Here is a 14,840-nt window from a genome sequence, read left to right on the forward strand (position 1 = left end):
GCTAGCGGGCCCCACTGACACCGCCTCAGGTCGGGAACTCGCCCAACCAGTCGTGGTGGAGAAGATGCTTGGGCAGGTACTCGGACTCGATCTCGATGGGGAATCCGCCGTCGTACGCAAGGCATGCGATGGCAAGAGGGCCTAGGGCTACAGCACCGTCGATGTCCGTCTCCCGGTCCTCGTTGAGAGTCCAGTACATCTTGTGCAGCTTCAGCGCTTCCTCAAGGGCAGGGTTGAAGCCCTCCTCGTTCCTGCGGACGAAGTTGTAGAAAAGGTTGATCGGCGGGTAGAGCAGGCCCTGTAGGAGGTCTCGCGGCGCGATGCGCGCCACCGCGGGGTCCGACGCCTCGAACGTGGCAGTGAGCTTCTCGACCAGCCCCGGCCTGCGAAGCCAGTACGTCTGCAGGGTGTCCACCCAGAGGTAGATGTACTCGTCGTACTGCCCCTCCGGAGAACGCAGCCGCTCCAACGGGATCTCGCAGAGCTCCGTTATCCGCTGCTGCTCACGGCAAATCACCGCCAGCCAGAAGGCGTTCAGCCAGGTCCCCGCATCAGCGGTCGACAGCGGCCCACGGGCCGGAAGGGTCCGCATCTTCCGGTTGATGCGGCACTCAACGGTTCCCTCACTCACACCGGTCACGGCGAAGAGCGCCGAGCCCAGCTGCATCGCGTTGACCGCGGCTTCCCAGGTCTCCACCGCCGCCGCTCGGGGATCGATGACGCAGCGAGCGCGCAACGCCATGACAGCAGTGCCGAACATCGAGTCGATTACGGCCGTCGAGCCTTCCAGACGGTCGATACCTCTGATCAAGTGCCCGTTCACCCGCTCCGCGAACTGCTCGGCCTCGGGTCCTGCCGGCAGCCCATGCCGGGCAATGTGTACGGTCACGGAAGCGTCCCCTTGCTGATGTCGAAGCGCCGATACTGGTAGCCAGTGTACGTTCCTGCGTTTTTCTCACCCTTGACGACGGTATATTCCAACTTTCCTTGCTCAAGGGCCTTTTCCATGGCCTCTACCAGCTCGAATTCACCACGCCTCTTCATGGCCTCCAGGATGTCGAAGAAGTACTCCCTGCTTCCCTGCGAAACTTGACGACCGCCCGGAAGGGTACGCCTGCCGAAATCGGTGCCAGGACTGCTCTTGGCCTCGATGACGACCACTCGCCCGTCCTCGTGCGTCCACACCTGATCGAACTGGTCATTTCCACTTTTCGGGCCGAGGAGAGGCTCGTCCGTGAAACCCGGATAGCGCTCGGCGATGTAGTGATGCCTGGCCGCGTTCTCACCCAATGCCTCAGCCGCGTCGCCCATCGCCGTGTGGGACTCCTTGTACGCCCCCTTGGCCTCTCCCCAGAGCCCGGCCGATTCCGGGGTCCCTTGGACCTGGTGGGCCCTGCCGGCCTCCGCTTTCCAGTCCGCCACGAGGTTGTCCCACTGGATGGCGAAATGACGCGTCTGTGCACTCTGCTCCAGAAGCCGGAGCCTCTCCGCGCTCGAAACCGTGTTCGCACCCACGCTGATGTAATCCTCGTCGAGGAAATGCGGTTTGGGCGGCGCAGGAGTGTCCTTGGCGCGGGTAAGCGGAGCATCGTCGCCCAGCCTGGTGAGTTGCGGCGGAGTGAACCCGCTCTCGTCGTGGAGATCGAGGCTCCTGCGCGTGCCGTCCTTCCGGTAATAGTGCTCGAAGTAACCAGGCTCGTTATTGGCACGGTAGAGCTGAATGTCCTCGATCTGCTCCAGCGTGAGCGATCCGCGAGGTCCATAGGGATTTCCTCCCTCACGCATGAAACTGGGACGGCCGTCATCCGCCGCCCGGCCGGGAACTCCGCTGTCCGGGTCGCGTACGCCGTCCGTTCCCGCCTCCGCAGAGTCGTCCCCGGCACGCCCGGCATCGCCGAGACCATCCCCGTCGGCACCCCCGTAACCACCTCCGGAACCGGCTCCGCGACCCGCCCCCGGGCTCTCGCCGGTGCGCCCCTCAGTTCCCCCGAGGCCATCCCCGCCACGCCCGCCCCCGACCGCGGCGGTCTCGCCCGCTCGCGTCCCAGCCCCGACCCCCGCCGTCTCCCGCTCCCCCCGAGCCCCCGCTCCCGCCCCCTCCTCCTGCCTGGCCGCGGCCTCGGCCCGCTGGGCGGCCGTGTCCTCGTGGCGGATGCTGTCCAACGACTCCCGAACCGTCCCGTCCGCGTTGTGCATGACGAGGGTCTTGGTGTCGAGGTAGACGACCTCGCCCTTCGGGGTCTCCATGCGGACGGTGTTCTCGGGGGTCAGCCCGGCCGGCAGGTCGTCGGCGAGGTTCGGTGCGTCGGCGATCCGGTACGTACCCTCGCCCAGCCGGATGTGCGTGCCGTTCGTGATCCCCCGCAGGCTGGACATGACGTCGCTGATCCTGACGGCGGTCGCGCCGATGCCCTTCGTGATGTACGTCATCGGGTCGACGATCCGACCGGCCTTGCCCGCGAAGGAGATGGCCTTCGCGATCGCACCGGCCTTACCGGTCGCCGCGGCCGCTCCTCCCGCCCCACCCGTGAAAATGGTCGTCACGACGTTGAACGTGACCGCTCCGGCCGCCCTCGACGGGTTCTTGCCCCACTCGTCGTACGCGATGAGCGCCTTCCCGGTCTCCACGACCGCCGTACGGGAGTCGCGCAGCCAGGACGGCAGCTTGTCGTCGGGTGCCAGCCAGTACGCCGCACCGACCACGGGTACGGCGGTGATGACGATGCCGGTCGCGAGTTTGCCGAGGCCGACCCAGGCCTGGCCCGCCGCGTCCCAGCCGTTGAAGCCCACCAGCGTGCCGAGGCCCTTGATCGTGCCCCACACTCCGTCGACCACGAAGCCGACGGTGAAGTCCCAGGCGTGCTCGTGGAAGTAGTACCAGGGGTTGGACTCCTCGACGACGTCGCCCCACGGCAGCCCGGAGGCCATGTTGAGGTCCTCGGCGCGGTAGCCGTACATGTTGTCTTTGTGGGAGCCGTCGTCGACGACGAGCGGCTCTCCGCCGATGAGCGCGATGATCTTGTTGTGGCAGGCGACCTCGGCGGCCTGGAAGGCGGACCAGGCGGCGTTCACCGCGTTGCGGCGGTTGGTGTTCTCCTCGATGAGGTCACCGTCCGCGACCCAGTCCTCGTCGCCCGCGACCTGCCGCTCGAAGGCCGCCGCCTCCTCACGCAGGGTGTTGAGCTTGTCGACCAGGGGGCGTACCTCGGCCGCGTAGTCGAGCAGCGCCTTGGAGACCGTGTTCAGCTCGGTGTACAGGTCGTTCCCGGTCGCCGCGACCGGCGCGGTCGTCGCGAAGAGCTGGTCGGCCTCGGGCGCCTTGTAGAAGGGCTCCAGGAGGTTGAAGTTCGCGTCGATCAGCAGGCCGGCGGCGCCTACTGACATCCCGTCGAACGCGATGTCCGCCGCGTCCAGCTCCAACTGCTCCAGGTTTCCGGTGAACTCCGGTATCTCGGCCGAGACAACAGGCCTCTCCTCGCTCACGCCTACCCCCGTGGACGCCCTCGCAGATACGTTCCCTCAACTCGCCGCGCAACCCCGCGCCCCCGAGTCGACCATTTGTACCAAAATTGCGATCGCGATCCCACACACTTCTGGCCAAAGCTTGGCCCCCAAGGGCGACGCGTGACCGACGGGGTGTCACCGACCGCCCCACACACAACCCTTACGTCCACATCAGGCACACTCGAACCGGCAGCACCCGGCGAACCCGGAGAACGACCGATATCGACGCCCCGTCAGAAGTGGGAGCAGACCAGCCCCTTGACAGCCCCGACAGCCCTGACAGCCCTTGACTCAAAAGTGGACTAACGACGGAACCACACCACAGGTTCCGGTTCGACCTCGTTGCCCGGCGTGACCCGCCGTGATACACAGAGTGATAATACGGCCCCTTCATATACCGCCCCACGTCCCCCGTTAGGGTCCCTCGCGGGTCGGAGGCAAGGGATCCGTACGAAACCCGCCAATCAATGACGCCAAGTCGACATACGACAGCGTCATTGTCGGCGAGAATAGGCCTGACCTCTGCGCACCCGCGCCGAGGGTGCGGTGCGCACGCGGCGCGACAGCGACCCGGACGCACGGCACAGCCAGCTGAACTACCCACTAGGGGCGGTGACTTACATGTTTCTTGCGGCCGACAAGGGCGACATCACCACCATCATCGGCGGAATCGCCCCGGACTGGGGGCCTTTCGGCAGCCTGGGCACCGAGGCACGCGTGATGATCGAGGTCGTGATGGCGGTCGCCATCCTCCTCTGCCTCGGCATCGCCATCTGGGGCGCGGCCAAACAGCGCATCGGCGCGACCGCCCTGCGCGACACCTTCAGCGCCGAACAGGGCAAGGGCCTCATCATCGCGGGCCTCACCGGTGTCTTCATCATCGGTTCACTGGGCACGCTCTTCACCATCGTGTACGGCATGGCCGTTTAGCGCGACGGGCCGGCCCTCGTCCCGGCCGGGCACGCCCGGTTCCCCACTACCCCACCCGTCCGTCGTGCCCACCGGCTGAGGTTGCGTCTCCCTGATGTCGAGTCACCACACCGCGCCCGCGCGGGAACCAGCGCGGCTACCGTCGTACTGCTACGCGTTTCGCTGCGCGTACGCGTTCGGGTACGGCGTCGATGTCGATGTTGAAGGGGCGTACGCGGCATGAGTCTCGGCGACCAGCACGGGTACGGGGAGTCCTCGCGCGCCGGTGACGACGAGGCGTACGGCGGTTACGGCGGCACCGGCCAGACCCGCACCCGCCTCCCCGACGACCCCTACGGCGGCACCCCCCGCCGCCCCCGCTCCTCCTCCAGAAGCCTCGTCACCATCGTCGGCGTAGTCGTCCTCCTCATCGCCGCGATCGCCTTCGCGAACCGCGGAGGCGACGATTCCGGCGACAGCGGTTCTGGGGGCGACAAGGCGGAGACGGCGCCTACGGCGGCTTCGGGGGAGCGGCCGGTGGAGACGAAGACCGGCGGCATTCCGTCCGGCTTCGCCCACGACCGGCAGGGCGCCGAATCAGCGGCGGCCAACTACGCCGTCGTGCTGGTCTCGGCCGACATCCTCAAGCCCGCCCGGCGCAGCGAGATCGTCCAACAGGTCTTCGTCGCCGACAAGGCGGCCGCTCTGGAGGAGAGCCTCAGCAAGGCGTACGACCAGAACTTCCTGAGCAACGTGGGCCTGGACGAGAACGGCAATGCACCGGCCGGCAGCACGTACGTCTCACGCACGATGCCGGTCGGCACCAAGGTGACGAGTTACTCGGACAGCGCCGCGACCGTCGAGGTCTGGTGCACCGGCGTATTCGGCATGGCGGCGGAGAACACCACCAGCCCGGTCACCAGCGACTGGTTCACCATGACCCTCCAGCTGCGCTGGGCCGACGGCGACTGGAAGGTCGACAGCTTCGCGCAGAAGGAAGGCCCCGCGCCGGTCAACGGCGACAACAAGATCTCGACGTCCGACGAGATCTCGAAGGCCGTCGAAGAGTACGGAGGGTTCACCTATGCCCGGTAGGCCACGCCGCGTACTCAAGGTCGCCGCAGCCCTCACAGCCGTACAGACCGCAGCTGTTCTGCTGGCCGCCAAGGCCGCTGCGGCTCCCACCCCATCGCCGTCGCCCTCGGCGTCCGACGACCGGTGTGACCTCATCGTCGGCCCCGCCAAGAAGTACTGCGAACGAGAATCCGGCGAAAAAGCCGACACCAACACCCTCCCCAACGACCTAACCGCCACAGTCGACCCCCTCTCCTCCCTGGCCAGGGGCTGCGCCAACGCCGCCTCCTGGACCATCGACAAGCTCTCCGCGGCCGTCAACGAAACCGCGAACGTCGACTTCACGAACCCGACGTTCCTCCAGCAGTACGCGGTGGTCTTCGCGGCCTCGACGATCCTCACCCTCATCCTGTGGCTGCTCGCGGTGGCGAAGCGAGCCGTGCGGGGCGTGCCCCTCTCCACAGCGCTGTCGGAAGCCGTGGGCTTCCTCTGGCTCACCGTCCTCGCATCGGCCTTCACCCCCCTCATCCTCTACACGGTCGTCTCGGCGACCGACGGAGTGAGCGAGGTCCTCGCGAAGGCCACCGGCGACCAGACGGACACCTTCTTCGGCAACTTCTCCGGCGCCCTGAAGAAGGGCGAGGACATCGGCGGCGGGCCCATCATGCTCATCGTCGTCTCCCTCGTCTCCATCCTCGCCGCAGGCGTCCTCTGGCTGGAGCTGGTCATCCGCGCCGCCCTGCTCTATGTGGGCGCGCTGCTCGGCACGGTCGTCTACGCGGGACTCGTCGACAAGAACCTGTGGGGCCACGTCCGCCGCTGGGCGGGCATCATGATCGCGGTCATCCTCATCAAGCCGGTGATCGTGATCGTCCTCGGCCTCGCGGGCGCGCTCTCCGCGGACGAGGGCCCGGACGCGTTCTCCGCCGTGGTCTCCGGCCTCGCCATCATCCTCCTCGCCATTTTCGCCTCGGCGATGATCTACCGCTTCGTCCCGGGCTTCGGCGACGAGATCGCCGGCTCCCGCAACAACCGCCTGATGCAGGGCGCCGAGAACAAGGCCGCCGCCGTCATCAGCTCCCCGGCCACCCTCGTGGCCCAGGGCATCAAGACCCACAGCACCCGGGCCGACAACAACGGCGGAGGCGGCGGCGGCGCCCCTCGCCCGTCCAACCCGGCCTCCGGCGGCGTAGCCGCCCACAGCTCCCGTACGGCGAACGGCGGCGGGTCCGTCCCCGCCGCACCCCCGCCCCGCTCGAGCCCGGCCAACACCCCCCACGCCAGTAACACCCGCAACAGCAACCGCACGGGAGGTGAAGGGCGTTGACGACCGAGTCCCACCTGTCCCATCCGGTCACGCCCCGCCGTACATATCTGATCGGCCGCGCCCGGCCGAACGCGATCATCGGCCGGAACCGCGAGTCCGGCGAGATCGCGCTCATCATCGCGGGCGCGTTCCTCGGCATGATGTGCGGTCTCCTCGTCCCGGTACTCGTACCGCGCATCGCCCTGCTCACCGGCTTCCCGCTCCTCGCGCTGGCGGCCGTCTACGTGCCGTACAAGCGGCGGACGTTCTACAAGTGGTTCGAGATCAACCGCAGTTACAAGCGCGCGCTCCGCCGCGGCACGACGTACCGTTCCGCCGCCATGGAGGCCGGTACGCGCCTCGACGGCCGTGAGGTCGAGATCGGTCCGCCCCCGGGCATCGGCCGTATCACCTGGCTGGCCGCCCCCTTCGGCCCGGACGAGATCGCCGTACTGCTGCACGCCGACCGCCGGACCGTCACCGCCGCCATCGAGATCGAGGGCCCGGGCGTCGGCCTGCGCGACTCCGAGGACCAGGAAGCCCTCGTCGACCGCTTCGGCACCCTCCTCAAGCACGTGGCCAACGGCGACGGTTTCGTCACCCGCCTGCAGATGCTCGCCCGCACGCTCCCGGCCGACCCGGACGCCCACGCCAAGGACGTCGCCCAGCGCGGCGACGAGCGCGCCCCCGGCTGGCTGCAGCAGTCGTACGACCAGCTGCAGTCCATGGTCTCCACGAGCAGCGAGCAGCACCGCGCGTACCTCGTCGCGTGCATGCACTACACCCGTGAACTGGCCGCCGAGGCGCACGCCATGGCCCGCGCGGCCCGCCCGCAGGGCAGGAAGCTCGACAAGGACGCGGGCCTCGCCGTCGTCATGGCCCGTGAGCTGACGGACATCTGCTCGCGCCTCCAGGAAGCCGACATCCGCGTACGGCAGCCGCTGGGCCAGGGCCGCCTCGCCTCCCTCATCCACTCCATGTACGACCCGGACCACCCCATCGACCACATCCAGGCCATGACCAGGCGCAACGCCTGGCCGGCCGAACTGGACGCGATGGAGCCGGACTACCTCCAGGCCAAGACCCGCGAATCCTCCACCCGCGCCCCCTGGTGCCACGCCACGGCCTGGGTGAAGGAGTGGCCGATGACCCCGGTCGGCGTCAACTTCCTGGCCCCGCTCCTGGTCCACACCCCGGACGTCATCCGCACCGTCGCCGTCACGATGGACCTCGAACCCACCGAGGTCGCCATCGAGCGCATGCTGACGGAGAAGACGAACGACGAGGCGGAGGCGTCCCGCGCCGCCAAGATGAACCGCACCGTCGACCCCCGTGACGTGGCCTCCCACTCCCGCCTCGACCAGCGCGGCGAGGACCTCGCCAGCGGCGCCGCCGGCGTCAACCTGGTCGGCTACATCACCGTCTCCTCCCGCTCCCCGGAGGCGCTCGCGCGCGACAAGCGGACGATAAGGGCCTCGGCCGGCAAGTCGTACCTGAAGCTGGAGTGGTGCGACCGCGAGCACCACCGGGCCTTCGTCAACACGCTCCCGTTCGCCACCGGAATCCGAAGGTAGGGCTGTCGCGATGCGGGACCATCCGATCCAACCCCAGCCGGAGGTGAAGCGCTGATGCGGGACCCGATGTCCGCCCTCACGGACGCCTTCACCTCCTTCCTCTTCGGCAAGGTCGAGACGACCCGCCTCCCCGTCCGCACCTCCACCGGCCAGGCCCAGGCGGTCTACCTCCCGACCGCCGCCCCCGGCCTCGGCGACTCCGGCGTGATCATCGGCCGCGAGGTCTACTCCGGCAAGGGCTACATCTACGACCCCTTCCAGCTCTACGGCCAACAGCTCCCCGCCCCGCACTGGCTCGTCCTCGGCGAGTCCGGCAACGGCAAGTCGGCCCTGGAGAAGACGTACGTCCTGCGCCAGCTCCGCTTCCGCGACCGCCAGGTCGTCGTCCTGGACGCCCAGGGCGAGGACGGCGTCGGCGAGTGGAACCTCATCGCCCAGGAGCTGGGAATAACTCCCATCCGCCTGGACCCGACCGCCGCCCTGAACCACGGCATCCGCCTCAACCCCCTCGACCCCTCGATCACCTCGACGGGCCAGCTGGCTCTCCTGAGGACGATCATCGAGGTGGCGATGGGCCACGGCCTGGACGAACGCTCCGGCTTCGCCCTCAAGGTCGCCCACGCCTACGTCAACGAGACGATCGTCGAACGCCAGCCGGTCCTCACCGACATCGTCGAGCAGCTCCGCCACCCCGAGCCGGAGTCCGCGGAGGCGATGAACGTCGCCCTCGACGACGTACGGGCCTGGGGCCTGGACGTGGCACTGGTCCTGGACCGACTGGTCGACGGCGACCTGCGCGGCATGTTCGACGGCCCCACGACGGTCGGCATCGATCTCGACGCCCCGCTGATCGTCTTCGACCTGTCGCACATCGACCGCAACTCCATCGCCATGCCGATCCTGATGGCGATCGTCGGCGTCTGGCTGGAGCACACCTGGATCCGCCCCGACCGGAAGAAGCGCATCTTCCTGGTCGAGGAGGCCTGGCACATCATCAACAGCCCCTTCGTCGCCCAACTCTTCCAGCGCCTGCTGAAGTTCGGCCGACGGCTCGGCCTCTCCTTCGTCGCGGTCGTCCACCACCTCTCGGACGTCATCGACGGCGCGGCGGCGAAGGAAGCGGCCGCGATCCTCAAGATGGCCTCCACAAGGACGATCTACGCCCAGAAAGCGGACGAAGCCCGTGCGACCGGCCGTGTCCTGGGCCTGCCCCGCTGGGCGGTGGAGATCATTCCCACCCTCACCCCCGGCATCGCGGTCTGGGACGTCAACGGCAACGTCCAGGTCGTCAAACACCTGGTCACCGAGACGGAACGCCCACTGGTCTTCACCGACCGCGCGATGACCGAATCGTCCAACGACCACCTCCTGGACGACGACGCCCTGCGCGCCGCCGAGCTGGAGGCGGAGGAACGGGCCGCGGCGTTCGTCGAACAGCAACTGAGCGACCTGGAGGGGTACGGCCCCTCCGAGTCCACGGTGGCCTGAGCGAGCGAGCACAGATGAGACCAGAGGACCGGCACCCCCGGCAGAGCGGCGGCGGCATCCCCGACGGGCTGCTGATCGCCCTCCTCGGCTTCCTCGTAGGCCTGATCCTGCTCGTCTGGACGGCCACCGGCCTCGCCGGCCTCTTCGCCCACGGCGCCTGGCCCGACCGCATCACCTTCGCCCGCACCCCCATGGCCGTACGCAGCCTGATCACCAACCCCCAGGACCTCCCCGCCGCCTGGCCGGACACCCCCGCCGGCCAGCTCTCCGGCTACGGCCTCTTCTGGGGCCTCCTCATCAGCCAGCTGATGGTCCTCCTCGTCCTGACCATCTTCGCCATGGGCACCCTGGCCCGCTGGCGCGCGGTACGGGCGAGGGAGAAGGCGCTACGGTCCCAGGGCGCGCCCCCGGCAACGGCGTCCACGGCGGCACAGCCCGCCCCGAGTCACCACAACGCCACAACGGCGGCGCCCACGGCCGCGCCCACGCCCGCACCCGCGCCCGCGCCCACGGCCGCGCCCATCGCCGAGCCGACCGGAGCCACGGAAGAAGCCACCGCGCCCCTCCCCCCAGCCCTCCTCAAAACCCCGGAATCCCCGGCCTCCCCACCGTCTGCCTTCGCAAGCCCCCCTGAATCGCAACGACCTGTAATCCTCGGCTCCGCCGAATCCCGCCGCCCCGCCGCGCTCCAAGCCGTACGGGACGCCGAAGGCCCGGCCCTGGTGGTCACCTCCGACCCCACCCTGTGGTCGGACACGAAGGACGCCCGAGCGAAACTGGGCCCGGTCCTCCTCTACGACCCCTCCCACCTCTGCGACACCCCGGCCCGCCTCCACTGGTCCCCCACCACCGGCTGCGAGGACAAGCCCACCGCGGCGGCCAGGGCAACCGCCCTCCTCGCCCCGATCCGCCCCACGGCGAAGATCGACCAGGCGGTGGCGGACACGGCGGAAACGCTCCTGCGCAGCTACCTCCACGCCGCTGCCGTAGACGGCCGCACGATCCGCCACCTCCACCGCTGGGCCCAGGGCAGCAACGTCCAAGAGGCGGTACGAACCCTCCGCACGAACCCGAAAGCAGCGCCGGGCTCCGCCGGCGAACTCGAATCGGCCCTGACGTCCCACCCCGAACGCCGTGACATCGCCCAGGAACTGACGGCCCGAGCCCTGTCCTCCCTCTCCACGGTCAATGTGCGGGAATCGTGCACCCCGAACCGGCCAGACTCCCTGATCCTGGATTCCTTCCTCCACGAGGGGGGAACGCTCTATGTGGTCGGCGCCCCCATCGAGGACCCCAAGGCGAACCCGTCCGCCATGCCCCTGCTGACGGCCCTCGCCTCAAGCGTGGTCGAGCGCGGCCGGCGCATGGCCGAACGGTCATCCTCCGGCCGCCTCGACCCACCACTCACCCTGGTCCTGGACGACGTGGCAGCGGTGGCCCCGCTCCCCCAACTCCCGGCCCTCCTGGCCTCCGGCCAGAGCGAAGGCCTCCCCACCCTGGCCCTGCTCCGCTCCCGAGAACAGGCAAAATCCCGCTGGCCGAACCACGAACTCCCCACCCCCTGACGGCCGTCAGTCACACTCCCCCTGCGAGACCGCGTACCCAGGAACGGACGGCCACCGCACGGTCAGCACCACCGACTCCTCCTCCGCGACCCAGGAGTGATCCACCCCGCGCCCCCAGACGACGTAGTCGCCCTGGCGTTCCAGTACGACACTGCGGCCTGGAAAGTCGACGCGGAAGCGACCACTGATCAGCACCTGCAGAGCCGTACGCTCCTCACCCCGGACCCACTGCGCCCGCCTGTCACCACGCGGATGGACACCCCACTTGATCTCCACGGCGTCACTGTGCCGAGGATCGCCGTCCGCCTTGAAGTGCCCGAGCAGCCAGCCACGGTCCAGCGCCGCATCCTTGCTCGCATGACCCACATACACGCTGCCGTCCATGCCGCCGAAGCTAGGCCAACTCCAGGACGTACTCCAACTCCCGTCCCGCATCGCCCTCGACGGCCACCCCACTGCTCACGAACCCGACCCGCCGGTAGAAGGCCGCGGCCCGCCCGTTCCCCTCATGCACGAACAACCGCGCCCGCTCGAGCCCGACCCCACGAGCCCACTCCAACGCGGCCGCGAACAACGCCTCCCCCACCCCCTTCCCCCGATGCCCTTCCCGCAGGAACACCCCCACCAGATGCCCCTGCCGCCGCTCGACGATCCCCCCGAAGTAGTCCCGCACCCCGGCCTCCTCCACGAGCACCGTCACCGACCCGACCAACCCGTCGCCCCCGGTCTCCGCGACAAACTGCTGCCGCTCCCGAGCCCCCTCGGCGGCCCCCTCCGTCCGCTCCCGCCAGTACTCGTCCGACCGCCCCACAGCCACCTCGTACGTCTCCAAGAACGCGAGATGCGCCACCGGATCCAGCAACGCGGCCAGCCTCAACTCCCGCACCGCCCGCCACTCCTCGGCCCGGACGGCCCGAACCACATACCCCTCAGGTACGGCACTCTCAAAACTCGGCCCCAGATGCATGCCGGCCACCGTAATACCGGGGTACTACACCCCTCACCCGGTTTCCCGCCCCGGCCGGACGCCCCGTCCCCCGCCCCGGCCGAACATCGAACGCATGATTACGGCAGAGGCCCTCACAAAACGCTACGGCGACCGAACAGCCGTCGACGACCTGTCGTTCACGGTCTCCCACCGTACGAGGATGACCCCGTGACAAGCGAGCAGGCCCGACACCAAGGCAGACCCGGCGCACTCGGCGCGCACGACGACTGGCGACCGACCGGCCCTCAGCCGCTCACCCGCCACTTCCAACGCCTGACCCAGAAAGCCCGAGATCTCGACCGCCGCCGCCCCTTCGTGTGGGACCTGCTCGTCACCGGCTTCTACGTGACGGCCGCCCTGATCGACTCCCTGAGCGGCGGCTGGGAACGCGTCACCGAGTACCCCACGCTCCCCGGCTGGCTCGTCGTCACCATCTCCCTGGGCCTCACGCTCCCCCTCCTCTGGCGCCGCACCCACCCCTTCGCGGTCATCGTGACGATGTTCCCGTTCGCCGTCGTCAACACCTGGACCGGCGCCTTCTTCCAAGCATCGATGCTCCTGCTCCTCGCCCTCTTCCACGTCGCCCTGCGCACTCGCCTACGCACCCTGCTGTGGTCGTACGCCCTGACCGTCCAGCCCTTCGTGGTGGGCGGCCTCCGTTTCCCCGCCGAACAGGGCTTCGACCAGAACGTCGTGCCGACGGCGATGAGCCTCGCCCTCGCGGCAGCCGTCGGCATCGCGGTCCGCAGCCGCAAGGAGTACCTCGCCTCCCTGATCGAACGCGCCCGCCAGGCCGAAGTCGAACGCGACCAGCAGCTCCGCCTCGCCGCCTCCGCCGAACGCGCCCGGATAGCCCGCGAGATGCACGACATCATCGGCCACAACCTCTCCGTCATCACCGGCCTGGCCGACGGCGGCCGTTACGCGGCGACGAAGAACCCCGCCCGCGCCGCCGAAGCCCTGACGGCCATCGCCACCACCAGCCGCCAGGCCCTCTCCGAACTACGCCGCCTCCTCGACGTCCTGCGCGACGAACCCGAGAACGACCCGAACGGAAAGGAACCCGCACCACCGGCCGAACTCACCCCCCAACCCACCCTCACCGACCTCGACAACCTCATCACCGGCGTACGCTCCGCCGGTCTCCCCGTCCACACCACGATCCACGGCACCTCCACGCTCTCCCCCGGCCGCCAGCTCACGGTCTACCGAATCATCCAGGAAGCCCTCACCAACACCCTCAAACACGCGGGCCCCGGCGCCACCGCGGAACTCGTCATGTCGTACGAGGCAGCGGGCGCCGTCTCCCTCACGATCACCGACACCAGCCGCTCCACCCCCACCTCGCCCTCCCCCTCCAACAGAGGCCGTGGACTCCCCGGCATGCGCGAGCGAACCGCCCTGTACAACGGCACACTTGAGACCGGCCCGCTCCCGCACCCGGAACGCGGCTGGCGAGTCCACCTTCACCTACCGGAGGAAACCCCGCAGTGACCACCGTCCTCATCGTCGACGACCAGCCCCTCCAGCGCTTGGGTTTCCGCATGCTCCTGGAGAGCCAGGACGACATGACGGTCCTCGGTGAGGCACCGGGAGGCAGCGAGGCAGTCCGTATGACGGCCGAGTTGCACCCCGACGTGGTCCTCATGGACGTGCGCATGCCCGGCCTGGACGGCATCGAGGCCACCCGCCGCATCGTCTCCTCCGGCGACCGCACCCGCGTCCTCATCCTCACCACTTTCGACCTCGACGAGTACGCCTACGCGGGCCTCCGCGCCGGCGCCTCCGGTTTCCTGGTCAAGGACGCCGAGCCCGAAGACCTCCTGTCAGGCATCCGCGCCGTGGCGACGGGCGACGCGGTGGTGGCCCCCAGCCTGACCCGCCGACTCCTGGACGCCTACGCCCACCATCTGCCGGCCCCCGGAGAACCCGCCGAGCCCTCCCGCCCCGACTCACGTCTCTCGTCTCTCACGGACCGCGAACTGGAAATCCTCACGGTCATCGGCAAGGGCTGGACGAACACCGAAATAGCCGCCCGTCTCCACCTGGCGGAGTCGACAGTGAAAACACATGTGAGCCGCATCCTCGCGAAGACCGGCTCACGGGACCGCATCCAGGCGGTGATCCTGGCGTACGACACCAAGCTGGTGGAACCGTCCTGAAACGCAAAAAGGCCCACACCAAATGGTGTGGGCCTTTCGCAATATTTGTTCGGCGGTGTCCTACTCTCCCACAGGGTCCCCCCTGCACGGAGAGTGGCGGGGTGTGAGGCTGCCTCCGGCAGGACCAACGCCCGGAGGACACAGAGAGACAGAGGGAGAGACAGGAAGAGAGAGGAGGCGAGGAGTTACCCCGGGTAGACGGGCTGTAGGACCACGGTCAGGAGCAGGCCCAGCCCCAGACACCCCGGACCGGCCACACGGTCCACCACA

The 14,840-nt window shown here is 68.8% G+C and carries 12 protein-coding genes; 8 read left to right on the top strand and 4 right to left on the bottom strand.

The features are described 5' to 3' along the window. Positions 1-25: 25 nt before the first annotated feature. Complete coding sequence (locus tag CES90_RS11480; protein ID WP_189784470.1) at positions 26-889, bottom strand: immunity 49 family protein; 864 nt, start codon at positions 887-889, stop codon at positions 26-28. After that, complete coding sequence (locus CES90_RS11485; protein WP_189784469.1) at positions 886-3,483, bottom strand: hypothetical protein; 2,598 nt, start codon at positions 3,481-3,483, stop codon at positions 886-888. The genes CES90_RS11480 and CES90_RS11485 overlap by 4 nt, the downstream gene beginning before the upstream one ends. A 642-nt stretch (positions 3,484-4,125) precedes the next feature. On the opposite strand from CES90_RS11485, the gene CES90_RS11490 reads away from it, so the two are divergent. The 6 genes from CES90_RS11490 (at position 4,126) to CES90_RS11515 (ending at position 11,420) form a co-directional block, all read left to right on the top strand. After that, positions 4,126-4,434 (top strand): hypothetical protein, encoded by a 309-nt coding sequence (locus CES90_RS11490; protein ID WP_189784610.1) that lies wholly within the window; start codon positions 4,126-4,128, stop codon positions 4,432-4,434. Positions 4,435-4,653: 219 nt separating this feature from the next. Then, positions 4,654-5,508 (top strand): hypothetical protein, encoded by an 855-nt coding sequence (locus CES90_RS11495; protein ID WP_189784468.1) that lies wholly within the window; start codon positions 4,654-4,656, stop codon positions 5,506-5,508. Further along, on the top strand, positions 5,498-6,814 hold the full coding sequence (locus CES90_RS11500; RefSeq protein ID WP_189784467.1) for a hypothetical protein: 1,317 nt from the start codon (positions 5,498-5,500) through the stop codon (positions 6,812-6,814). Before CES90_RS11495 ends, CES90_RS11500 begins: the two co-directional genes overlap by 11 nt. Beyond that, on the top strand, positions 6,811-8,367 hold the full coding sequence (locus CES90_RS11505; RefSeq protein WP_189784466.1) for an SCO6880 family protein: 1,557 nt from the start codon (positions 6,811-6,813) through the stop codon (positions 8,365-8,367). The genes CES90_RS11500 and CES90_RS11505 overlap by 4 nt, the downstream gene beginning before the upstream one ends. A gap of 54 nt (positions 8,368-8,421) precedes the next feature. Further along, a complete protein-coding gene (locus tag CES90_RS11510) occupies positions 8,422-9,855 on the top strand; it encodes an ATP-binding protein (RefSeq protein WP_189784465.1) in 1,434 nt (477 codons plus the stop codon). Positions 9,856-9,869: 14 nt separating this feature from the next. Then, entirely contained in the window at positions 9,870-11,420 is a 1,551-nt protein-coding gene (locus CES90_RS11515; protein WP_189784464.1) for a type IV secretory system conjugative DNA transfer family protein, read from the top strand. Between the two features lie 6 nt (positions 11,421-11,426). Here the strand turns inward: CES90_RS11515 and CES90_RS11520 are convergent, their stop codons facing one another. Both CES90_RS11520 and CES90_RS11525 read right to left on the bottom strand, forming a co-directional pair. Next, positions 11,427-11,804 (bottom strand): cupin domain-containing protein, encoded by a 378-nt coding sequence (locus CES90_RS11520; RefSeq protein WP_189784463.1) that lies wholly within the window; start codon positions 11,802-11,804, stop codon positions 11,427-11,429. Between the two features lie 10 nt (positions 11,805-11,814). Next, the gene (locus CES90_RS11525; protein ID WP_189784462.1) at positions 11,815-12,387 is read right to left on the bottom strand and encodes a GNAT family N-acetyltransferase; all 573 of its coding nucleotides are present in this window, start codon (positions 12,385-12,387) and stop codon (positions 11,815-11,817) included. 189 nt (positions 12,388-12,576) lie between these two features. Between CES90_RS11525 and CES90_RS11530 the strand changes: the two genes are divergently transcribed. Both CES90_RS11530 and CES90_RS11535 read left to right on the top strand, forming a co-directional pair. After that, positions 12,577-13,902, top strand: a complete 1,326-nt coding sequence (locus CES90_RS11530) for a sensor histidine kinase (protein WP_373313433.1) — start codon at positions 12,577-12,579, stop codon at positions 13,900-13,902. Continuing rightward, positions 13,899-14,570, top strand: coding sequence for a response regulator (locus tag CES90_RS11535; RefSeq protein ID WP_189784460.1), 672 nt, complete (start codon positions 13,899-13,901; stop codon positions 14,568-14,570). The genes CES90_RS11530 and CES90_RS11535 overlap by 4 nt, the downstream gene beginning before the upstream one ends. Positions 14,571-14,840: the final 270 nt, after the last annotated feature.

The organism is Streptomyces capitiformicae (assembly GCF_002214185.1).
Classification (GTDB): Bacteria; Actinomycetota; Actinomycetes; order Streptomycetales; family Streptomycetaceae; genus Streptomyces; species Streptomyces capitiformicae.